General features: G+C 57.1%; 19 protein-coding genes. 11 read left to right on the top strand and 8 right to left on the bottom strand.

Features of this window, described 5'->3' with window-relative positions; genetic code table 11:
* Positions 1–3 precede the first annotated feature (3 nt).
* The gene (locus M7Q83_RS06615) at positions 4–660 is read left to right on the top strand and encodes an isochorismatase family protein (protein ID WP_298336628.1); all 657 of its coding nucleotides are present in this window, start codon (positions 4–6) and stop codon (positions 658–660) included.
* A 65-nt stretch (positions 661–725) separates the two neighbouring features.
* Here M7Q83_RS06615 and M7Q83_RS06620 read toward each other — a convergent pair whose 3' ends face one another.
* Complete coding sequence (locus M7Q83_RS06620) at positions 726–1553, bottom strand: dihydrodipicolinate synthase family protein (RefSeq protein ID WP_298336631.1); 828 nt, start codon at positions 1551–1553, stop codon at positions 726–728.
* Positions 1554–2487: 934 nt separating this feature from the next.
* On the opposite strand from M7Q83_RS06620, the gene M7Q83_RS06625 reads away from it, so the two are divergent.
* The 3 genes from M7Q83_RS06625 to M7Q83_RS14230 are packed head-to-tail and all read left to right on the top strand — an operon-like array spanning position 2488 to position 3184.
* Positions 2488–2841: a nucleotidyltransferase domain-containing protein gene (locus M7Q83_RS06625; protein ID WP_298336633.1), complete on the top strand. Its 354-nt coding sequence runs from the start codon at positions 2488–2490 to the stop codon at positions 2839–2841.
* The gene (locus tag M7Q83_RS06630) at positions 2838–3014 is read left to right on the top strand and encodes a hypothetical protein (RefSeq protein ID WP_298336635.1); all 177 of its coding nucleotides are present in this window, start codon (positions 2838–2840) and stop codon (positions 3012–3014) included. Before M7Q83_RS06625 ends, M7Q83_RS06630 begins: the two co-directional genes overlap by 4 nt.
* 41 nt (positions 3015–3055) lie before the next feature.
* Positions 3056–3184, top strand: a complete 129-nt coding sequence (locus M7Q83_RS14230) for a HepT-like ribonuclease domain-containing protein (RefSeq protein WP_366526381.1) — start codon at positions 3056–3058, stop codon at positions 3182–3184.
* Positions 3185–3610: 426 nt separating this feature from the next.
* On the opposite strand, the gene M7Q83_RS06635 is transcribed toward M7Q83_RS14230, so the two are convergent.
* Positions 3611–5797, bottom strand: a complete 2187-nt coding sequence (locus M7Q83_RS06635) for an MMPL family transporter (RefSeq protein WP_298336637.1) — start codon at positions 5795–5797, stop codon at positions 3611–3613.
* Between the two features lie 226 nt (positions 5798–6023).
* Here M7Q83_RS06635 and M7Q83_RS06640 point away from each other — a divergent pair, with 226 nt between their 5' ends.
* Positions 6024–6686, top strand: a complete 663-nt coding sequence (locus M7Q83_RS06640) for a TetR family transcriptional regulator (RefSeq protein WP_298336639.1) — start codon at positions 6024–6026, stop codon at positions 6684–6686.
* Between the two features lie 384 nt (positions 6687–7070).
* Here the strand turns inward: M7Q83_RS06640 and M7Q83_RS06645 are convergent, their stop codons facing one another.
* Positions 7071–9128 carry a choice-of-anchor Q domain-containing protein gene (locus M7Q83_RS06645; protein ID WP_298336641.1) on the bottom strand — a complete coding sequence of 686 codons (2058 nt, stop codon included), beginning with the start codon at positions 9126–9128 and terminating at the stop codon, positions 7071–7073.
* A gap of 1142 nt (positions 9129–10270) precedes the next feature.
* Between M7Q83_RS06645 and M7Q83_RS06650 the strand changes: the two genes are divergently transcribed.
* From M7Q83_RS06650 to M7Q83_RS06670, 5 genes are all read left to right on the top strand, one after another.
* The gene (locus tag M7Q83_RS06650; RefSeq protein WP_298336643.1) at positions 10271–10444 is read left to right on the top strand and encodes a hypothetical protein; all 174 of its coding nucleotides are present in this window, start codon (positions 10271–10273) and stop codon (positions 10442–10444) included.
* 790 nt (positions 10445–11234) lie between these two features.
* Entirely contained in the window at positions 11235–11576 is a 342-nt protein-coding gene (locus tag M7Q83_RS06655; protein ID WP_298336645.1) for a hypothetical protein, read from the top strand.
* 131 nt (positions 11577–11707) lie between these two features.
* Complete coding sequence (locus tag M7Q83_RS06660) at positions 11708–13072, top strand: ferric reductase-like transmembrane domain-containing protein (protein ID WP_298336647.1); 1365 nt, start codon at positions 11708–11710, stop codon at positions 13070–13072.
* 57 nt (positions 13073–13129) lie between these two features.
* The gene (locus M7Q83_RS06665; protein ID WP_298336649.1) at positions 13130–13585 is read left to right on the top strand and encodes an FMN-binding protein; all 456 of its coding nucleotides are present in this window, start codon (positions 13130–13132) and stop codon (positions 13583–13585) included.
* The gene (locus tag M7Q83_RS06670; protein WP_298336651.1) at positions 13585–14334 is read left to right on the top strand and encodes an FAD:protein FMN transferase; all 750 of its coding nucleotides are present in this window, start codon (positions 13585–13587) and stop codon (positions 14332–14334) included. Before M7Q83_RS06665 ends, M7Q83_RS06670 begins: the two co-directional genes overlap by 1 nt.
* A gap of 17 nt (positions 14335–14351) precedes the next feature.
* Here M7Q83_RS06670 and M7Q83_RS06675 read toward each other — a convergent pair whose 3' ends face one another.
* Both M7Q83_RS06675 and M7Q83_RS06680 read right to left on the bottom strand, forming a co-directional pair.
* Positions 14352–15272, bottom strand: a complete 921-nt coding sequence (locus M7Q83_RS06675) for a Dyp-type peroxidase (RefSeq protein ID WP_298336653.1) — start codon at positions 15270–15272, stop codon at positions 14352–14354.
* Between the two features lie 84 nt (positions 15273–15356).
* Positions 15357–15731, bottom strand: a complete 375-nt coding sequence (locus M7Q83_RS06680) for a DoxX family protein (RefSeq protein WP_298336655.1) — start codon at positions 15729–15731, stop codon at positions 15357–15359.
* A 901-nt stretch (positions 15732–16632) separates the two neighbouring features.
* On the opposite strand from M7Q83_RS06680, the gene M7Q83_RS06685 reads away from it, so the two are divergent.
* Positions 16633–17472 carry a LuxR C-terminal-related transcriptional regulator gene (locus tag M7Q83_RS06685; protein WP_298336658.1) on the top strand — a complete coding sequence of 280 codons (840 nt, stop codon included), beginning with the start codon at positions 16633–16635 and terminating at the stop codon, positions 17470–17472.
* Between the two features lie 329 nt (positions 17473–17801).
* Here the strand turns inward: M7Q83_RS06685 and M7Q83_RS06690 are convergent, their stop codons facing one another.
* The 3 genes from M7Q83_RS06690 to M7Q83_RS06700 all read right to left on the bottom strand — a co-directional run bounded on the left by M7Q83_RS06690 (position 17802) and on the right by M7Q83_RS06700 (position 20738).
* Positions 17802–18446 (bottom strand): S24/S26 family peptidase, encoded by a 645-nt coding sequence (locus tag M7Q83_RS06690; protein WP_298336660.1) that lies wholly within the window; start codon positions 18444–18446, stop codon positions 17802–17804.
* A gap of 144 nt (positions 18447–18590) precedes the next feature.
* The gene (locus M7Q83_RS06695; protein ID WP_298336662.1) at positions 18591–19307 is read right to left on the bottom strand and encodes a hypothetical protein; all 717 of its coding nucleotides are present in this window, start codon (positions 19305–19307) and stop codon (positions 18591–18593) included.
* A 504-nt stretch (positions 19308–19811) separates the two neighbouring features.
* Positions 19812–20738, bottom strand: coding sequence for a phosphoribulokinase (locus tag M7Q83_RS06700; protein ID WP_298336664.1), 927 nt, complete (start codon positions 20736–20738; stop codon positions 19812–19814).
* Between the last annotated feature and the right edge of the window lie 41 nt (positions 20739–20779).

Raw genomic sequence — 20779 nt, forward strand, 5'->3', positions numbered from 1 at the left:
GCCATGGGGGACCCCTCCGTGGATGAGGACTACCGGAAGGCGGGATTCTCCGGATCGGTGGGCCTTGGAGAGCGACCAGCGGTGTTGGTCGTCGACCTAGTGCGGGCGTACCTCGATCCTGGTTCTCCGCTCTTCTCTCCAAGGTACGAGACGGTGCTTGACGCAACCAAGGCGCTGGTCGCCACCGCTCGCGAACGGAGGTATCCAGTGGTCTTTACTGGCGTCAGCTACCGTCAAGGGGGCGTAGACGGAGGTTACTTTTGGCAGAAGGTCCCCTCGCTTCAGGTCTTTGAGGAGGGATCTGAACTCCGTGACTTCGACGAGCGCTTGCAGCCGGAGGCGACCGATCTCATCATCATGAAACAGTACGCCTCTGCCTTCTTTGGCACCTCACTCGCCACCACGCTGCACGTCATGGGCGTGGACACCCTTCTCATCGCCGGAGTCTCCACCTCAGGCTGTGTACGTGCAAGTGCACTGGATGCTCTGCAGTCTGGCTTTCGCCCGACCATCGTGCGTGAGGCGGTTGGCGATCGGACGGAGGAAGTTCACCAGGCCAACCTCTTCGATCTCGAGGCCAAATATGCCGATCTCTGCTCGTTACCAGCAGCATGTACGTATCTGGCGCAGGTGACTCCGACACCAGCTGCGGGGCACTAGCTTCGCCCATGTAGTGTGGGGCCAAGTCCTTTGGGAGGACGATTCAAGGTGGGGCGAACGCGAGGTTACCCGAGGCGCACTCCTGTCGGGGTACCAAAGCGAAGATGGAGCTCATGCTTGATCGCTTTGGGGAAACCAGTGGCGGTCGCGCGGTGGAGTTCAGCGATCGCGAGTTGCGCCTGGGCGTCTCCGTTGAGGGCGAGATGACAGAGGGCTGGGTCGAGGTTGGCCACCGCAAGAATCGCTCCCTGGATGGAGAGTAGGCCAGCGAGGGCGAGCAGTACCGGGTTGCCGACATAGAGAGCGCCATGAAAGCGTTGGACCTCATCGAGGAGTCTAGACGCGTCGCCACTTGAGTCCTTCGAGCCAACTACCGGAAGAGAACAGAGAGTCTCGACGGTAAGACCCGGTGCCGAGGCGGCCGGGAAGTGATAGGCCAGGATCGGTGTCGTTGGACAAGCATCGAGGATCGCTTCGTAGTAGGGGCGTGGATCGAGGGATCTGGGAGGGGAGAGCACAAGGAGTGCATCGGCACCGCTGTCGACCGCTCGCTTGGAGGTGAGTACCGCGGCCCGCGCTGATGGTTGCCCGGTTCCAGCAAAGATGGGTATGGACGGGGGAAGGGTGGAACGTAGTTCGTGGATGAGGCGGGCACGCTCATCATCATCGAGGGCACTAGCCTCACCAGTGGTCCCTGCGACCAAGACGCCGGTTACCCCGAGTTCGACGAGGTGTGCTCCGTGTTCGGCAGTCGCCTCGACCAGCAGCTCTCCCTCGTCGTCAAAGAGCGTTACGAGTGCCACGCCGATGCCGCCAAAGAGTGGATCTTGGTGGGCCTCATGAGAATCGGAGCTGGTCGTGCTCCGTGGTGCTGGTTGTTGGTCGGTAGCCATTGGAGCCTAGTGTAGTGGCGAGCACCTTAGCCAACAGGCGAAGCATCGTGTTTACTCAGTCGACCGCGGCTAACGCTACGTTTCGTCTTCTCCGACACCCTCTGCCTCGATGTGGGGCAGAACCACATCGAGCTAATTGGTTGTCCACCAGCTCTTGGTGCTGAGCAGCGGCATAATCGGGGGGGACCAAGAGAAGTCACGCGACAGTTGCATCGATGGGTGCGCTGAACCCAAAAGTGCAGGTGAAGATGATACGGCGAGGATGATATGAGGTGCGTGGGCCTTAATCGAGACATCGTCGACATGTTGGGCAGGCTCAGTTCCCAGCCCCATGAGAGGATGGGGACAAGCACCCCAGGGCAATTCTGGTGTTCAGTAGCCTCATGAGAACCGCCTAGACAGCGAGTAGCAGGCTACGAAAGGCGGGGATAATAACGAAAAAGGCGACCACAAGTACGGTAGATTGCGTGTTTGATCGAATTGAATCTGTAGGGCCATGGTTCCGGTCACGAAACCCTCTACACCGGGAAGCTCTCGTAGCACAGGTTCTGGGGTGGACCCAAAGGGAAGGCGACCGGCGTAACGGAATCATTCGATGCGTGGCTTTCCCAGGTAGTTGAGGCAGTGTGCGTCGGTTCTGAAAACATCGGTTCTGAACCTCAACTGGAACTCGCAGTCAGAGCGTGGGTTGTGCACTCCGCCTTTGGAGGTGCGATCGACCACCTCAAGGAAGCATGGGTTCAGATGGTTATCCCGTTCACCGCTGTTTTGACAGCAGGGCACACCTTTGACCGACTGTCGCATCCCGGCTCTTGTTGGTGTCGCCCTATCAGCACGCGAGTGAGATTGCTGCCGGTGGTCCGAGATGCAGGTTCTCTCACCGAGTGACTCGCGAGAGCCGAACCTTGAGAAACGTTACGCAAAGGTGATCGGCATGTCTGACTTTAGTGACAGCTATCCTCTAGCTATGGGCACCGTTACGCCGTCGACTCAGGCCTCACGCACCCTGATCGATGCGCACCGCGACGAGTTAGATGCTGTGATGCAGAGATACGGGGCAACCAATCCACGACTGTTCGGCTCAGTCGCTCGCGGCGACGCGACACCGGAAAGCGACATCGACATTCTCGTAGACCTCGACCCAGCGGAGGGGAACGTTCTGTTCCGTGCTGGTGGACTCAACGACGAGTTCCGTCGCATCCTGCAGCGAGACGTGGACGTCTTCTCCACCCAACTACTCAAGGACCGGGTATCGGTCACGGCTGTCGCTGAATCGGTACCGCTTTGAGTCGAACCACGCAAGAACGGATCGGAGATATTCACATCGCCATTCCTCGCTGTCTGCACTACGCCGATGATCTCGATGCGAGCGAAGGGTACCTGGCAGATATGGCCATGGATGCGATCGAACGCAATATCGTTGTCGTGGGCGAGGCGCGAATCACCTGCCAGAGACTTTGATCAAGGCGCTACCCGAAATCGATTGGTCTGCGATTCGCGGTATGCGTAACATTCTCATTCACGAGTACTTTGGCGTGGACAAGGACATCGTGCACGATGTCATCACCACCAAGCTTTGGCCTCTAGATGAGGTCCCCACGAGGCACGCGGCTCAAAATGTTGAGGACTAGGCAGATTTTGACAGCTGTGGGTTTTGGAAGGTGCCCAACCGGGGTCAGCAGCGACATACCTGCTGGTTATTGCTCCATTTTGCCAGCTGGAAGATGCATCGCTGCATGGTTGCGCGTTCCACTACACTTGGCCAGGATATCTATGTCTTGATCGGTTAGCGTGATTTTAGTGCCGAGTTCCCGGATTGCAGGAGCCGAGCGGTGAACTCCGCGAAGGTGGTGCGATGGCTAGGCTCGCTTCCACTACGCATCACAGACAGAAGAACGGGCTGGTAGCTGTACTCATGAAATCTCAGGACATGGTGCCCAGGAGAGTGCAGTTGACTACAATCAACCCATATTCGCTTGAGGCTTCGAACCTTCTTCGTCTTGGGCCTGGCGGGAACCTCGATTCGTTTCCTTCAGTAGGTTTAATTCATGCTGCGGTCAGTCAACCGCAGCTAACGCAATGGCTGTCGCCTCGTCTTCTTCGACACCCTCTGCCTCGATGTGGGGCAGAATCTTGTCGAGCCACTTGGGTATCCACCAGCTCTTCGTGCCAAGCAGTGTCATAATCGAGGGGACCAAGAGAAGCCGCACGATGGTTGCATCGATGAGTACGCTGACCCCAAAACCGACGGAGAACATTTTGATGACCACATCAGGTGATCCAGCAAAGGCGAAGAATACGCTTGCCATGATCAGGGCAGCGGCAGAGATCACGCGACCGGTGGAGGAGAGACCCTCAGAGACGGCCTCAGTGTTGTCATCGGCCCGCATCCAGACCTCTCGTACCTTCGAGAGGAGAAAGACTTCATAGTCCATCGAGAGGCCGAAGACGACGGCGAAGACGATGAGAGGAACGTAGGCCTCGATCGAGACCTTGTTCGGTACGTCGAGCAGACTCCGCCCCCAACCCCATTGGAAGGTGGCGACCAGCACCCCGTAGGCTGCCCCGATGCTCAGTAGGTTCATGACAACTGCCTTGATGGCGAGTACCAGGCTGCGGAAGGCGGACATGATTATGAAGAAGGCGACCACAAGCACAGCCAGGATGGTGAGTACCAGATGTGAGCCGAGGGTTTGATCGAATTGGATCTGTAGGGCTGTACCCCCGGTGACGTAGCCCTTCGCGCCGGTACCAGCGGTGACCTTGGGGATGGTGGTGTTTACCAACGTCGAGTAGAGCGTCGTTGTCTTCTGATTATCTGGCCCAGTCTTTGGTACCACGGTTGAGATAAGCAGGGCTGAGTTGGGCGTTGGTGCCGGTGGGGTGACTGAGGCGATGTCTGGAACCTTACTGATCTGCTGGTAGAGGTCATTGGCCAGGGTGGTGGGAGACCCCTGGTAGTGGTTGATGGCAAGAACGACAACGAGCGGACCGTTGGCACCTCGACCAAATGCCTGGGCTACCTCGTCATAGGCGCGACGGGAGGTAAAAGAGGTTGGGTACGAGGAGTCGCCGACGTTTCCGAGGCGCATCGAGAAGAATGGAATGGTGAGGACGCCGAGAAGGATAAGACCGGCAAAAAGGAAGAGGACCGGCCTGCGTTGCAGACTGCGAGCATAGCGGTGCCACATGTCATTTCGATCACCCGCCTCGGCCTTCGGGGATCCAAGATGGAGACGGTCGATACTGCGCCCAGCGAGACTGAGGCCGGCGGGCACCAGGGTGATCGCGCCAGCAGCTGCGGTGAGAACGCCAAAGAAGGCGGCAAAGCCGAGTTGGCCGAAGAAGGTGATGCCAGAGGCGTAGAGTCCAAACAGTGCCACGGATACACTGGTTGCCGCCACGAGGACAGCGTGTCCACTGGTGGCAACCGTGCGACCAGCGGCGTCGATAGGATCATGACCGTCCATGATACGTTGGCGAAAGCGGGTGCTCAAGAAGACGGCATAGTCGATCCCGACTCCAAGGCCTATCATGAGCGCCAACGTTGGCGAAGCGGTAGCGAAGGTGATCACGCTGGCGACCATACCGAGAATGGAGACACCGATGCCGACACTAAAGACGGCGGTGAAGAGAGGTAGTCCAGCGGCGATGAGACTTCCAAAGCTGACGAGGAGCACGACGATGGCCACTCCAAAGCCGATAGCCTCCGATGTGGTGTCACGCGTCGGCGGGTTGACATTGGCATCAAACCCTCCGCCATAGTTGACGGCCAGGCCTGAGTGTGTCACAGGTTCCATGGCGCTATAGAGCGAGTTCGCGTAGCTAGTCCCGAGTGATGCGGGGAGCACCGAGAGATGAACGGTGATCAGCGCGGTGGTTTTTGACTTCGAGAGTCCTGTCGAGCTGGGAGCGAGTGGATTGCTGACTGAGATCACATCTTTGAGGCGGGCTAGGTTCTGTTCGGCTTGGGTGAGTGCGCCTCCTTGGGATGTGAGGTCCTTGCCAGTGACGACGACCAGTCCGGTATAGCCAGATGCCTTTGGATCGTTCTTGGCCAGAAGTGCCAGTCCGGTAGAGGACTGGGTCCCCGGCAGGTTCACGTTGTTCTGGTAGATACCGGAGATCTCGTGGTGCCCGATGAGCGCTGCGGCTAAGACGACAACCCAGATAGCGATCGTTGTGAACGGGTGACGAGCGCACGCGCGTCCGACGCTATCAAGTCGATGTGGTTGCTTGTTCATCAATTCCCCCTTCACACATCTCTGTGCTTTCCTCAGATCAACGAGGTCCATGGAGATTCCGCAGCTGGCACTGGCCGCTCGGACACCCTCAGACCACTTGCTCGGCTCCATCGGCCCTGGTCTGACACGGTATCCTAATAGGTGACAGTATTGCCAAGTGCAGGTTCTGCCAAAAGAGTTTTCCTAAATTGATATCTTCCAAGTCCGGCAGGTAGGCTTACTGAGTATGGAGATCAACAAGCCAGTTGGACGTCGCGAGATCAAAAAGGCAGCGACGAGAGAGCGAATCATCGAGGTTGCTCGACAGCTCATCGCCCAGCAGGGCTTTCTTGAAACCACCATCCTCCAGATCACGGACATGGCGGATGTATCAGAGCGCACCTTCTTTCGGTATTTCGAATCCAAGGATGATCTCTTGCTGCTTGATCTCGTCTCCTATTTTGATCTCGTCGAAGTAGAGGTGCTACGACGTCCTCGATCCGAGGAGCCACTGAGGGCGCTCCTTGAGGCGATCGTGAGTGGTATTCGTCAACGGATGGATGCGGTACTGGAGGTACCAATCTTTCGTCCTCATCGTTCTGGGGTAGACCTCACGGGTCAGCTCGCACGGAACTATTTGAATTTCGAGCTCCGCGTTGCTCAGGCCTTGGCGGATCGACTCGTCGATGAAGGTGTCGATGCGGAGTCCGCAAGATTTCGTGCCGATGTTGCCGCAAAACTGGGAGTCAGTACGTTGCGTGCTGCGGTTCGTGAGGTCTTTCAGGAGTTACCGGAGCGGCTTCATCCCGAAACCGACCAGCTCATCGAGCGAATCGAGCGAGCCTTTGTAATAGCGGGTGAGGAGTTTCAACTCTTTGGCCAAGCCGGTGTCCTGCAACGCGGTGAATAAGCAAGGCGAGCAGGCTTCCCGAGCCGAGTGAGCGGTTGCACGATCATATTCCAAGCAACAACCCCACTAGGAGCCGACGGAACGGATCCTAGTGAAGTGTTCGTTCTATGATGTGTGAGAAAGTGGGTGGTGGGTCGAGCCTGCCAGTTGAAGCGCTTCCCGCCACCCTCGTTCCAAAACTTCGTGCGTGATGCACATGCCCTCCAACCTCGTTGGGCGCGGTTCCCTCTGAGGTCAGATTGACAACTCTCTGAGCACCGTTTTTGTCCCCAATTGGACGGCCACTTAGGATCATATAATCCGGAGGCGGGCCTCGTTCTCGGGTAGGGGATGCGATCATCTCAGCCGAGACAGATATCGAGGCTAGCCGCCTCCGGGGCGCCACTAGCTTGCTCGACGACGCCTCAACTCATAGGCAACGATACTCACCACGCCGCTCGCTGATAGGCCCAGTCCAATCGGCACCAGTGGCGTTGATTGAGCAGGGGCGAACGGGGGACCGGTCTTTAGGGTCACTGGCGTTGGAGTCGACGGAGCCGTCACGCTCGATGAAGAGGTATGTACCGGGCTCGGCGCTGACACGGAGGTCGTCGTCGGGCTTGTCACTGGACTTGTCACAGGGGGAGTGGATACCGTGACCGCCTGTGTCACCTGGCTCGCTGGAGCATAGGTGCTATTGCCAGCCTGATTCGCATCGATGGTACACGTTCCCGCGGCGTTGAAGGTGACCACACCATCACTGGCGATCGAACACACCGTAGCTGACGATGGGGCAACGGTGAGTGCCACCGCAAGGCCCGAAGTACTGGTCGCCGTTGGTGTATAGGTATTGCCTGTCTTCGCGCTCGTTGGTGGCGTGGAGGTAAAGGAGATGGTCTGAGGCTCGAGGTAGCCGCCCTGATAGGCGCCAGCGTAGCAGTAGGAGGAATTCGCTAGGCGAACATAGCCTCGCTGATCCGTTGCCGGACAGACACCGCTAGAGACAGGGATGTAGTTGATGGCTGGGTTGCCGGGCGAGGGTTGAATGGTGTTGGTAGGGCCGCCGTTGTCCTCCAGGTCGCCAAGCAGGTCCACCGTAAGGCTCACCTCGCTCGTCGAGGATGAGGAGAAGTCACAGCTTGAGTCGCTGGCAACGTTGTAGCCATTGCCTGTAATGGTGCTGGAGATAGCGCAATCCTTGCCGTGTGCGTCACTGGCTCCTCCGGCAATCAAGTCGGCAGTCAGAGCTGTTGTGGCCTTGGTGGAGACGCTGGCAATCCCGGCGCCAGTGCCAGGCTCCCCTTGAGTCGCATACCCATATACAATTCCACGCGCACCGGTGTTGTTTTGGGCGATGGTGGAGTTTGTGATAGTCAAGTCACCGGTAGCAAATATCCCACCACCGTCGCCACCATTGGAACCGTCAGCAGGTGTAGCTCCGGGGTTAAGAAGGCTAACGCCGGCACCGCCGGCACCAGCGCTGTTGTTCGCGATGGTGGAGTTCGTAGTCGTCAGATCGCTAGCAGCTACTCCACCACCGTTTCCGCCATGACCACCGGAGCCAGCCACAGCCGAACCTTCGACACCGATCCCAGGATCGCCTCCAACACCGCCGACACCTGCACTGTTGTCCGAGATGGTCGAGTTAGAGATGACCGGATCACTATCAGAGAGAATCCCACCACCGTCTCCGCCATGGCCACCGTTGCCACCTGCACCACCGTTGCCGCAGTCTGCGTCGTTAATCCCAAAACCGCAGTGGCCGCCGACACCTCCGGCACCGCCAGCACCCGCGCGGTTGCTCGAGATGGTGGAGTTCGTGATCGTCAGCATGCCACCGCCGATACCTCCGGCACTCCCGCCCCAGCCGCCGGCACCTCCGGCACCGCCGGTGTCGCCAATGCCATTGTTGGTGCCGGAGACACCCACGCCGCCATGGCCACCTTTGCCGCCCGCACCGCCGGCACCTGCACTGTTGCCCGAGATGGTGGAGTCCGTGATCGTTAGCTTCCCGATTGCAAGGATGCCACCGCCGATACCTCCGTCGCCTCCCGCAGTGCCGCTGGCGCCGTTATTACCGCTGATGCCGCTGGCACCCTTGATACCAGCGCCCCCAGCACCTGCACGGTTGTCCGAGATGGTGGAGTTCGTGATCGTCAGATCGTGAGTGGCGAAAATACCACCACCGCTGCCTCCGTCTTCACCCGCACCGCCGGCACCTGCACTGTTGCCCGAGATGGTGGAGTCCGTGATCGTCAGATCGCTGCGGGCGAAAATCCCACCACCGTTGTCACCAACGGGGGCGACGCCATTTTTGACCGTTACACCAACGAGATTTAGTGTGCCCGAGCCTTGTACCATCAGCACTCTGGAAGTGCCGTCTCCATCTAGGACGGGCGAGATATCGGGGCCCGCTGGTTGGATGGTGATATCGAAGGATTTGCTAGCAGAGCTAGTGTCCACCGTGAACCCTCCAACGTAGTCGCTAGCTGTTCCCGTCTGAGTGGCAGATGTAACCAGGTCGATAGTAACGTCGGCGGTAGTGCTGCTATCAGCAGCGTCCAGAGCGGTCTGTAAACCACAGGGGGAGCTCTGGGTGCAACTACCACCAGATCCATTTGACGATGCATAGAGGGTCGTGACTGGATTCGAAGATGAGGTGAGCTGCGAGGCTGGGATCGTGAGACTCGAACCCAAACCGATCATCCCAACACAAAACACCGATACCGTGCTTAAACGAAGTACACGAATTCCTCTTGAGAACAACCGTTTTCTAGCCATCACAACCCCCTCTGTAGCACCTACGCAGCCACTAGATCCCTATCCAGTCGGCCTTTGAGTGAAATACTCGCGCCAACCCTACATCAGAAATCGAATACTGTCAACTCTGCCAGTAGGCAGTACTGCGATATGGCAGAGATGATAGATGGCACGGGTGTGAGTTGGCATCTCTGCTAGAAACCAGTGAATAACACCTCATTCCCGTTTTCTCGCCTATGAGCCGATCCTCTTCGCGCAGGACGCTGACCTGACGCTACGTCGATGCGGAGGAAGCGCTTGACGTGCTAGCTCTGGTGCTTAGCCACGTGAGCCCTGTGGAGCGATGTATCTTGGATAGTCTGTGGTCCGCAAAACTGATGGTGAGGTTTTGGAGGGCCTCACGGGAATGTAACGGGGTCTTTTGGCTCTATGGGGATCAGTCTCTCATGTCAGCATCCTCCGTAAGGGAGACCAAACGGGGAGTCGCCTGAAAGGCCAACAATACTCTTCGTCCGGCAGCGTGGCCCTACGCAATGGCAGCCAAGGAGGACAGACGGCATTGCCAATTGATAGGATCACGCTAGCTATCCAGCGAGCAACCGTGGTCCTATGGGAAGCCCAGAGTTCCCTCAAAAGACGCATATCCCCGCGGTGGACCGACATCAGTATCGGTGTACTGGAGGGAATCATCGTCTAGTGAGACGTTTTCGAGATGGCAAGCGCCGTCTACGAGGCGGATTTGCTCGGCCTCTACGGCTGGTTTCTGCCAGAGTGCGACCTCGGTTCCACCCGATACGCTCCAGCTCCTCTGCTGGTCCGGATTGCAATCAAGAGGGTGAATCGAGATGATCGTCTTGACTGGAGTGACTGCTCCCCCATGCTCAATGCATGTCCGGTTGATCAAGTTGCTCGATGAGCGCATTGGAGACAAAGGAGTTCTGCGGCTGATCGAGCAAGGGTTGGCCGCAGGAGTTATCGAGGATGGAAACTGGGCTGAGACGCCAGAGAGTTCATCGTAAGGACTTGCTCTGGTCGTTGTTCGCTAACTGTTCTCTGTACGATGTCTTTGACCGCTCAATCCGACAGTGCAGATGTCCAGCACACCAAGGATTGCACGGTTGCGTTTAGGTTAATAGATGACCTCATGGTCGAGTAACGCGCTGCCTCAGCGAGGTTCGCGAAACGTTCAATCTGGCGGAGCTGCGTCCGACAAGACCCGCCTCATCTACGTTTGGCCGTTTCGCAGCTCAGGACCAAGAGAGGGCTTAGACGGCTAGCGATGATCGACCCTCCAGCCTTATGCATCAGTGTCAGAAGGCTGGGGATGAGCATTTCTGGTTCCGGCGTGTCTCCATCAAGACGAGACCGCGGGCCAGCTAGCGAAAGATTCAAAGTCGAGATTTGGAGCCGCCAGCGACGCTCCATAGTCAAGCGGTGGTTACCGCATGAGGGCGTTGTGCATCCAGTACGGTGCTTTGCAGCCGCAACTCAAGGCAGGAGTCCGGTTCGCTGATCCCATAGATTGGGGGCTGTCCGAGGACTCTGGTAGGGGCAGCCCCCCGGGATAGGTAAGGACCCTCATGGGTCTGCAGTAGATGCCCTGGCCAACTGGAGGAGTTGTTGAGCCGATCCGGTGACACGGTGGAGCAGTACTTTGTCCAGCCGGATGGGGGGCGACTATCACCTCCGGTTTGGTGGGAGCGGGTGGTTTCCATTAACCACACTGCAACCGCTAGCTCTGGCTCTCTCCGGGTAGCTAGCATGTCCATCAACTGAGTTGAGCCTAGTGCTCTGAAAAGGAGATCGATAATGGACACCGTTGATGAGATGGCTGGTAGCGGAACACACCAATCGCGACTCGTTCGCATCCTTGCCTATGTGCCGAGGATCCTGGCGTCAAAGCCGCATATCATCCTGCTGACACTGCTCGGGGTCTACCTGGTGGTGCTGCCGTTAGTGTCGGTGCACGTCTCGGCTTTTGCCGAGCTTGTTGGCGGCAACTATACCAACGTTACCAGTGACCTGGGCGCTTGTATCGCGGCGGGCGGCACCATTCACCTCATCAAGTCACACCGGGAGCACCGTAGCCAGCTCACGAAACTCGAGAACTTGGTAACTGAACTTCACCGTCGGCTGGACGAGAGGGGTTAAGAAGTTTCTTGTCTCAGCTCGGCTTCAGTCGATGCCAAGCTTCACACGGCATGCTGGAAGATGGAGGGCCGCAGAGTTCTCCACCCTCGGTTACTTGATTGGGTGTCTGCCGGTTGGGCTAAAGGAGTTGTATGAAGGTTTCGGCCCCCACGGGCGCGGCGGCTGCACGGACAGATTCGGCGCGACCCCGACGTTCAGGTGAGACTGGTCTGTTGGTTGCCATGGCAGTTGCAGGCATTGGCCTTGGTGTGATACTGGGATTACCCTTGGTTGACGGGACGGTGCATGAGATCCATGCGCCAGGCGGTTGGACGCTGTTCCTTGGATCGGTGACGGGACTGATCGGTACCTACTTCGCCCTGGTGATGGTGTTCATGGCCTCCCGTCTGCCCATGCTTGAGCGAGCCCTGGGCAGAGGTGGGGTGATGGGTTGGCATAAGAATCTCTCCATACTTGCGATCTCCTTTATCCTCGCCCACGCGGTGCTCACCACGATGGCCTATGCCGAGATCGCCAAGACAGGATTTACCCATGAGCTTGGTGTGCTGATCAACACCTATCCCGATATGATCACCGCGTTCATCGCTCTGGGGTTGATGTTGTTGATCGGGTTGGTGTCCCTGCCATGGTTGCGCCAGCGCCTCTCGCGAGAGAACTGGTGGCTCTTGCATCTCTTGATCTACGTCGCCCTCGTGCTCTCCTTCGCCCATGAGTTGGCCCTTGGTCCGAGCTTTGTGAACCACCCCATCGCACAATGGGTGTGGGGGCTAGCGTGGATCGGGGCTGGAGTTGCGATCCTCACCTATCGTATTTTCGTACCGCTACTACGCTCCATGCGCCATGGGTTGCGGGTGGCGGCTGTGGAACCTCAAGCCAATGGTGTGACTAAGATCCTTCTTGAGGGCCAGTATCTAGAAGACCTCCCGCTTCAGGGAGGCCAGTTCTTCGAGTGGCGCTTTCTCACCCGGGGTCGATGGTGGCAAGCCCACCCGTTCTCGGTGGTCGATCGCCAGGAGGATACCCTGCGGCTGATGGTGAAGCCGATCGGAGACTTTTCAACGAACCTTGCCGAGCTCAAGGTGGGTACCCACGTCTGGTTTGAAGGCCCTTATGGCAACTTTACGGTGGCACAACGGGCCAGAGATCGCGCGCTACTCATCGCTGGTGGAATTGGGGTGACCGCCGTACGGGGTCTGCTCGAGGATCTACCCCGTGAGAGTCGTCCCGCGGTGGTGTTGCGTGTCACCGCCAAGACCGATGTGGTGTTACTTGACGAACTCGAGCGACTGGTCAACGAGCGTAACGGCAGGGTCTACATCTTGAGTGGGGATCGCACGGAGGTGGATCTGCGTACCATCGCAGGCAACATCAAGGACTACCGAAGTCGGGATATCTTCATCAGTGGGTCTCCCGGTTTCGTTGAGGCGGTTCGCGATGTCTTTGTACAGCTCGGTGTCAAGCGGCGTCAGCTGCACGCAGAGCCCTACACGATTTAGCCAATCGGTTGGTGGCGGACGGATGGCCGATGACAAAAATCGTGAGAAGGAGGGTGTATGCGTAGGATATTGACGGTACTTGGGGCAACGGTCGTGGGCCTTATTGGCATCCTTACCCTGCACCCGCGGGCTAAAACTCAGCTGAGCGTCGCCTCGGTTGACAAGAACCACCCTAGCTCGAAGGCCAGCAAGGGCAAGGCTGCGACGCCGACCAACGTGCCGCTCCCAGCTGGACCAACCTCGGTGACGGGACCGCTGACGAACTACGGATTTGGCGACATTGCGGTAACGGTGGAAGTGAAGGCGCACAAGATCGTTGACATCTCCATCGCAAAGTTCCAGGCCCTTGAGGCGTACTCGATCGAAATCGAACAGGCTGCGGTTCCGTCACTCAGAGCGGAGGCACTCAAAGCCCAAGGACTTCCAATCGCGATCGTTTCGGGTGCTACCTACACCAGTCAGGGATTCGCATACTCGTTACAGGGTGCTTTGAACAAGTTGCGAGGCAAGTGATGCTCGCTGAGATTGTGACCATGGGCACCGTCTTTACCCTTTCGGCAGCTGATCAGATTGACGAGGAAGATGGGAAGCAGATCGAGGTGGGCTGGGAGTCGCTGGTCGAACGTGCGAGGGCCGAGCTTGGACGCATCGACGCTGTATTTAGCACCTACCGGAGTGATAGTGAGGTCAGTCGTCTCCGTCGGGGTGAGCGTAGCGTTCACAGTGATGAACTCGATGAGGTGATCGCCCTCTGCGAGGTTGCTCGGGAGCTCTCAGATGGCTACTTTAACCCGTGGGCGGTCCCTGGTGGGTTTGACCCATCGGGACTGGTGAAGGGTTGGGCGGCCGAGCGCATCCTTGGAATGGTGATTGCCACAGGGGCAACTGAGGCGGTGGTGAATGGTGGTGGCGATATCGCAATCCACAGTGACACCCTGATCAACGTTGGCATTCGCCACCCTCACCACGCCGATCGGCTGTGTGGGGTGGTCCAGACCAATAGCGCGGTCGCGACCTCAGGACTCTACGAGCGGGGGTGTCATGTCGTCAACCCCGTGGGCGACGAGCTCGGTGCGTTCGCCGCCACGATTGTTGGGGCGCCACTCTATCTTGCCGATGCGCTGGCGACAGCGGTGATCGCCGGAGGGGTGCGAGTCCTCGAGCGGATCGGTCAGGTGGGGTCCTTTCGCGGGCTGTTGATCACCTCCGATGGAATCATGCAGACACTCCCAGGCACCTTACTCTCATGCATCGAGGCGTAGTGCGCGATTATGGATGACTAGGCGTCTCCGAGTTGTTCCAGAAGCTCCACCGATGGACAGAAGAAGAGGGTCCCAGTGATCGCGGTGGAGAAGTCGAGCAACCGGTCGTAGTTGCCAGGAGGGTCGCCAAGGAACATGTTGGTGAGCATGCGTTCGGTGATCCGGACATCCCTGGCATAGCCGATGAAGTAGGTACCATAGTGGTGGTCGTGAAGACTTCCAAAGGGCATGTTGAGCCGGTAGATCGCAAGCTCTTCGTCGTTGGCATCGCGGATGTTGTTGAGCGCAACATGGGAGTTGACGGGCTTGGTAACGTCATCGAGTTCAACGTTCTCAAGTTTGCGACGACCGACGGCTCGCTCTTGATCTTCGGTGGTAAGTGCCTCCCAAGCGCTGAGATCGTGCAGATACTTCTGGACGATGACGTAGCTACCGCCAACAAAGGTTGGCTCTTCTTCGCCGATGATCGCCACTTGGGCTGCCTCGCTTTGGTCGGGGTTCTCGGTCCCATCAACGAAACCAAGGAGATCGCGTTGATCGAGGTACTTGAAACCTTGCACTTCGTCAACGATGACTGAACCAGTCGGCAGCCGGTCCTTGAGAAGACGTGCGAGTTCGAAACACAGGCCGAGTTCCTGTGAACGGATATGAAAGAAGAGATCCCCGGGTGTGGATGGCGCATCGCGCACCACCCCATGGAGGGGGATGAAGGGGTGAAGGTGTGCTGGTCGTCCAGGTGAGAGCTGATCCCAGAGAAGCGAGCCGATGCCGACCACACAGCTGAGTCGTGCCTCCGGATAGCGAAACCCCACCGCCTTGGTGAGGCCATCAACTTCTCCAAGAACAGATCGGATCGCGTTCGTGTGATCAGCTGGAACGGTGACAACCATAAAAATGGCAGCCCCGGTCAGTGGTGTTGCAATTTCTTGAGGTTTCACTTCACCTCCTGGCGGTTAGCGATGGATGGCGATCATGCATAGGGTGACCGTTGCTGTTGGTTGCTACCTATCGTATGGATTGGGCTAGCTGACGATCTCGAGGAGCAGCCCCCCAAGGATGGCCGCGTTCTTGTAGAACTGGATGCTTTGATTCTTCCGCGCAGCATCGTCCTCTTCACGCCAGAAGGGATGACCCACAATGGTTGTAGCGGTGATGGAGGTAGCGAGTCCAAGCGCAGCGAGCTTGGGTTTGATGCCGAGTGCGAGAGCGATTCCGCCTGCTACCATAACCCCACCGTTCAAGCGTACGAGCTCCTGGCTCGCAGGTAGGCCCGAGCGTTCTAGCGCCTTGTGGCGCATACCTGGCTCGCGTGCGGCACCTAGGCCTCCGTAGATAAGCGGAGAGGCAACCATCGCCCTTCCCAGTTGACGACACAGCTTTTTTGTCTTTTGGCTCATAATGGTAGCTACTTTCTGCGTATTGGTAGTGAAATGTTCCTTTCCTCAGTCTAGCGGGAGTGGTGTCCAATGGGGGGGGCGACGTGTGGTGCCGAGGGGATTGCCATGAAAGCTGGACCCGCACGGGCTCATCGATTGTTGACCCAACAAGCTAGACATTGCGTCGTCTAAGTTCTTCGCAACCTGCGATGTTTCAGTGATTCATGAAGGGGGTTGATTGGCATTGCGGAGTTGTGGCCGTTGGGACAATTCGAGAGTTGTGTGCACTGTAGGTGTGCCATTTGTCTCTTTGTAGAAAGTAATCCACCGCGTTCAGCACATCGTGGAACATGATACTGGCTTCTCCGTAGCCGGAGGTAGGGGTTACTGGGCGCGTAGTGCAGTCGTATCTGGTGAGAAGTGTGATCGTGTTTGGCACCTCGAGAGGTGCACTGTCACTGACGCTAAAGCATTCGTGAGTTGGTTGGGTGCAGTATCCACACCTGGCACTGCGACGTCTGTTGGTTGTGTGACCTGGGTTGGAGGAGGTTGTCGAGCTGCAGGCGGTTGTTGCCGTGCATCGAGATGGAGTGCGCCAACTGGCGGTGGCTGTAGAGAATGTAGCCACTCTGGTCAGCGATCCATGTCATGCAACAGTCGCGCGATTACAGGGATGGCTTACAGTGTGAGGTGTAACAAATATTACAACAACGACTTGGCATGAGGGATTAATTTTATTGTGCAAATAGATTGTTAATTCATCAAGAATTGTACCCATGTCCATCTTGGATGGTGTAGTCTCCTTGGAAGTAGAGTGCGTGTCATTACAGGGTCGCAGCGGTCGGTTTGGTCGCGTGACCTAGTGGCCACGTACTGATATCCAAATTGGCGTAGGTGGCATGTGATGCTCAAGGAGGAGGCTATGGGGGTAGCGAACGTACTGCTGATCGAAGAGGATGACTTGATCGCGCGGGGGATGGCTGGGATGCTTGAAGATCTCAGCTGGGGCCATCCGCTACGGGTGCGAGCCCTATGCGAAGTGTCACGTACAAGTCTGGAGAGAACGCCGCTGGTGATTGTCGGATTGACTCCACAAAACGCCGATATGGTTTCGTCCTTGGCTCATGGGAATCACCAGGTGGTTGTGTATTCGAGTTCGGTAGGTTCTCGCCATATTGGCGATGCAATCGGTGCTGGCGCTCTGGGTTACGTCGAGCGTCATTCTCTTGATCAGAAGGAGCTTGCTCGTCAACTCTACCTCGCCAGCCAAGGGGCCCGCTGTGTGTCGCGAGGGCTGGCTCGCCGGCTATTAACTGACATGGAAGCCCGACCGCTGTCGCAGAGTTTAGAGATCGACGATACGGCCAGAACCTATCTCCAGCGCTGGAGCGATCAAGGATGTATCGGTGTCGCAGGTCAACGACAGTGGGAGGAGGCGGGAGTGATTCAGGGCATCTGGAATACCTGGGCAAAGAGGACACAAACCTACCGTCTGGAACTTACTGAGCGACAGGTGGAGATTCTGGCAGCCCTTGATCGGGGGTTGAGCGCTGGTGAAATCGCCGAGATGCTGTTTGTCTCGGTAGCAACGGTGCGAGCTGATCAGGATCGTGTCAAAGAGCGGGTTGCTGACATCATTGGGACAGAACTCAAACGTGATACGGCGTGTCGTCGAGCGTGGCATCTTATGCATGGAATGTGGCACACAGATTATGAAGTTCGGGACCATAGTGGACAGAGCGATAGACGCGCCCTGTCATAATTCCGGCAGATCTCTCCTTTGGGCGCAATAGACACCGCCTTCCACCAGAGAGTCCGATCAGGTGACTAGGCATACAGATATTTTTCTGGAGCACAGCGACAACAGGAATGAAGCGAAGGGATCAACGTATCAGGATGAGCCGACGGTACGATCTGATCCTTGGGCCTCCCAGCATCGCTCCAGTTAAAACCAGGCACGCTGCTTGGGCCACATGAAAGAGCGCCGACGTGTCACATGCAAAACTGCTGTTGCTTGCTATTTGGGCAACCGAGCTAATTCATCAAAGCTGATTGCGGTCGAGGTAAGTGACGAGGAAGATTACGAGTCGATTACTCGACGGCTGCTGGTTGAGTGGGCGTACTTTCAGTGGCTGAAGACGGTGGTGGAGTTTGTTTCGGCTTTCGCGTGAAGGCGAACCAGACGAGTAGGCCGACGGCTAAGCCAAGGATTACTTTGCCAACAACGCCGAGTTCGAAGACGAACCACCGCCACGCATAGGCGGGATGATGGACGAAGAGCTGAGGAAAGCCGAGAAACTTTGGTGCGTAGACGACCTTCCCGATGATGTCATTCATCCGGAGTGGCGGATCAAAAACGTCGGGTCTACTTGCTGGGTTGTCACCTTTGGTGACGAGATTGCCGTTAGGCTTGATCGCGATCAGACGGTGTGCCCATACCAGTCCATTGGCGTGAAACTCGATGACCTCCCCCACGTGATAGGAGGATTCGTGTTCGACGAAGATCATGGAACCTGGAGGAATGGTGGGATACATTGAAGGAGTGTAAACGTAGCTGTGATTGGTCCTTGACAAGAAAAACGCGCCCCCTACGAGGATGAAGGTCGCCACGAGAACCAGCGTTAACCGTGCCATTCGCTCTAGCTTCGATCGTGTTTGTCGAGTTTGCTTGATCGGCTTTGAGTTGGCAGAGTCGTCATCGGGACTGAGTGATTCAGGAAGTTGCGCTGTGTTCATGAGTTCTTGTCCTTGCGTTGCTAAAATAAGGCGAGCCTAACCAATGCTAGCTTGGTAATGATTCTAGATCGGAGCGGTACCCCAGTCGATAATTGCCATATTCTTGACTGGGGTACTGCTCTAGACGGTCGTCACAAAGGTGGATTAAGGCGCACTTGTCGCCGTCAACGTGGGTGCGGTGCCGTCCGCCGTCTGAGTGGTTGGCGCTGATGGCTCTGCCGTTATGGTGTAGGGAATGTCGATGGTAGCCCCATTCCATGCATTGGCTCCTCCTTCTCCAGACGCGTAGGGAGCCAGTGCAAATGCGACTGTCGCGGTTGCTGTTGTTCCCGACGCAACGGTTCCAAGGACGAATGCTACAGGTGTTGGGAGAGGGTATCCACTGGTAGGCTCAGTCATGTTCGTGGTAGTGTCCGGTAGATTGCTCCCCCGGAACATCGGGTAATAGTAGGTAGTGCCACCTGCCGTGTACTTTACCCATAATTGCTCAAGAGCTTCTTGGTTGCCAGCAAAGTCCTTATCGTACACATTCGAAATGTTCAATGTGAAGTCCTCGGCGACAGAGCCAGTGTTGTCGAGCGTTACCGTCTCTGAGTTGGTCCAGGTGTAACTCGCTACCACGGCACCTGAAGAATTGAGACCTGATGGAGTGGCACCTGACGGAGACGGTACCAGCAGAGACGCTTTAAGATTTCCATTAGTGAGCGTCTGGGAAACTGTAGCGCCAGACGCATTCAAATTTCCGGTGGTTGTTGCGCTGAACTGAGTGTGTACCGGCGTTGCGGCAAATAGCATCGCGGTCGTCCCGCCAGCCACCGCGAGTGCACTGAGTTTAGCGACTATGTGATCCCGATATCCCATTTCTTTTCCTCCTTGTTATGTTGCGGGTACCGGTTTCGCCACTTGCTCCTCTCGGGGTGGAGCGACCAACAGACCCCCGAGATTCATAGCTTTACCCACTAGTCACACTATGAATGTGGGATAGCCGCGACCATAGCAGATTTACTATTCCTGGCGCCGTAAGGAATCGACCATCCTTCAAAGCGCTCTCCAAGTCGACGGATGGGACAAGTAGCTCATTATAGTTTGCTTGGTGACTGGCTGGTGAAGGAGAATTGGTCCTGTATGCACTTCGCCAATCTTGCGAAGACTCATTGGTCCACGGGTTGGTTGGTCCAGAAGACTCACTTACGGCTTGCCAGGCGCCGGACGTCTAGGTTGAGGCTACTGTTCTGACGAGAAGTTAAGCAGATAGATTCCGAGTCGCGAATTGTGGTCATGACTACCCAAGCCAGTGGCCGTGGTCACTGTAAACTTATGCTTTGGGTTTACTCACGCCCTCCTCTGGTCGTTGCATGCAGGATCTCACGTGTGGATCATATGATGCAACAGGATTAACTGCGCCACCGCCAGGGGTGCCGATCGTTCGGTGGAACTGATCACACCGAGGCTCTCAGGGATCTCGCCGTCGAGCCCGATCTTCTCCCAAAGCTTCTCCTCGACGAGTCGGGTAGCTGACTCTGGGGCGTGACCATGGACATGGAGCGCGTCCACCGGTTTGCCGTCTTGATCACGGATGAGTTTGATGTGAGCCGCCTCTCGGGTAGCTGGTGTCAGGATGTCGTGGAGATCGGGATGTGGCACCGTCGGCCGTAGGAGGATCGTGGCACTGATCTCCTTTCGACCCTCGACTGGTGCAAACGAGATCACGATGTCCGCGTGTGCTCGTTGGGGCCGGATGAACTTCTCTGACTCGGGTTCGCGTTTGTCAAGGTCAGCGAGGACCTGTTCCTCGGTGTAACCACGTTTAGATACATCACGCTGAATCTTCCACTCGCGCCGTATCGGCTCCGGTGGATCAAGATAGGCGGTGACGTCGAAGGTAGCCCTGGAGAGACGTGACCAGAGCGGAAATAGCCCCTCGACGATGACGATCTCGCGAGGCGTGAAGAGTTCGGGTCGACCGAGGGTACCGTCAGCGTGGTGATACTTGGGTTTGAGGATCGGTTGGCCGAGCGTCAGCAGCTGGAGGTGCTGTTCCATAATGTCGAGATAGTTACACTCTGGATTAAGGGGAGTAAAGGGCAGGCTTTTGCGCTCTATCCGATCATACCGATGGTAATCGTCGGTGCAGAACGAGGAGATACGGTGCTCGCCGATGGCCTGTACCAGCCCCTTGGTCAGCGTGGTTTTGCCAGAGGCCGAATCTCCTGCGATGGCGAGCAAGGCTACCCGCTCGGGATGGGGTTGGGTGGCGAGGAGTTTCTGGATGGCTGCGATTCGATGGGGCATATGCCCTTCCTTTCTTCGTTGACCTCTCGATGATCCTGGTG

This window comes from Ferrimicrobium sp. (assembly GCF_027364955.1).
Classification (GTDB): Bacteria; Actinomycetota; Acidimicrobiia; order Acidimicrobiales; family Acidimicrobiaceae; genus Ferrimicrobium.

Bases quoted from the DNA above. Each gene is read 5' to 3' on its own strand.
- M7Q83_RS06615 (WP_298336628.1), top strand. From the start codon at position 4: ATGGGGGACCCCTCCGTGGATGAGGACTACCGGAAGGCGGGATTCTCC.
- M7Q83_RS06620 (WP_298336631.1), bottom strand. From the start codon at position 1,553: ATGGCTACCGACCAACAACCAGCACCACGGAGCACGACCAGCTCCGAT.
- M7Q83_RS06625 (WP_298336633.1), top strand. From the start codon at position 2,488: ATGTCTGACTTTAGTGACAGCTATCCTCTAGCTATGGGCACCGTTACG.
- M7Q83_RS14230 (WP_366526381.1), top strand. From the start codon at position 3,056: ATGCGTAACATTCTCATTCACGAGTACTTTGGCGTGGACAAGGACATC.
- M7Q83_RS06635 (WP_298336637.1), bottom strand. From the start codon at position 5,797: ATGAACAAGCAACCACATCGACTTGATAGCGTCGGACGCGCGTGCGCT.
- M7Q83_RS06640 (WP_298336639.1), top strand. From the start codon at position 6,024: ATGGAGATCAACAAGCCAGTTGGACGTCGCGAGATCAAAAAGGCAGCG.
- M7Q83_RS06650 (WP_298336643.1), top strand. From the start codon at position 10,271: ATGATCGTCTTGACTGGAGTGACTGCTCCCCCATGCTCAATGCATGTC.
- M7Q83_RS06655 (WP_298336645.1), top strand. From the start codon at position 11,235: ATGGACACCGTTGATGAGATGGCTGGTAGCGGAACACACCAATCGCGA.
- M7Q83_RS06660 (WP_298336647.1), top strand. From the start codon at position 11,708: ATGAAGGTTTCGGCCCCCACGGGCGCGGCGGCTGCACGGACAGATTCG.
- M7Q83_RS06665 (WP_298336649.1), top strand. From the start codon at position 13,130: ATGCGTAGGATATTGACGGTACTTGGGGCAACGGTCGTGGGCCTTATT.
- M7Q83_RS06670 (WP_298336651.1), top strand. From the start codon at position 13,585: ATGCTCGCTGAGATTGTGACCATGGGCACCGTCTTTACCCTTTCGGCA.
- M7Q83_RS06680 (WP_298336655.1), bottom strand. From the start codon at position 15,731: ATGAGCCAAAAGACAAAAAAGCTGTGTCGTCAACTGGGAAGGGCGATG.
- M7Q83_RS06685 (WP_298336658.1), top strand. From the start codon at position 16,633: ATGGGGGTAGCGAACGTACTGCTGATCGAAGAGGATGACTTGATCGCG.
- M7Q83_RS06690 (WP_298336660.1), bottom strand. From the start codon at position 18,446: ATGAACACAGCGCAACTTCCTGAATCACTCAGTCCCGATGACGACTCT.
- M7Q83_RS06695 (WP_298336662.1), bottom strand. From the start codon at position 19,307: ATGGGATATCGGGATCACATAGTCGCTAAACTCAGTGCACTCGCGGTG.
- M7Q83_RS06700 (WP_298336664.1), bottom strand. From the start codon at position 20,738: ATGCCCCATCGAATCGCAGCCATCCAGAAACTCCTCGCCACCCAACCC.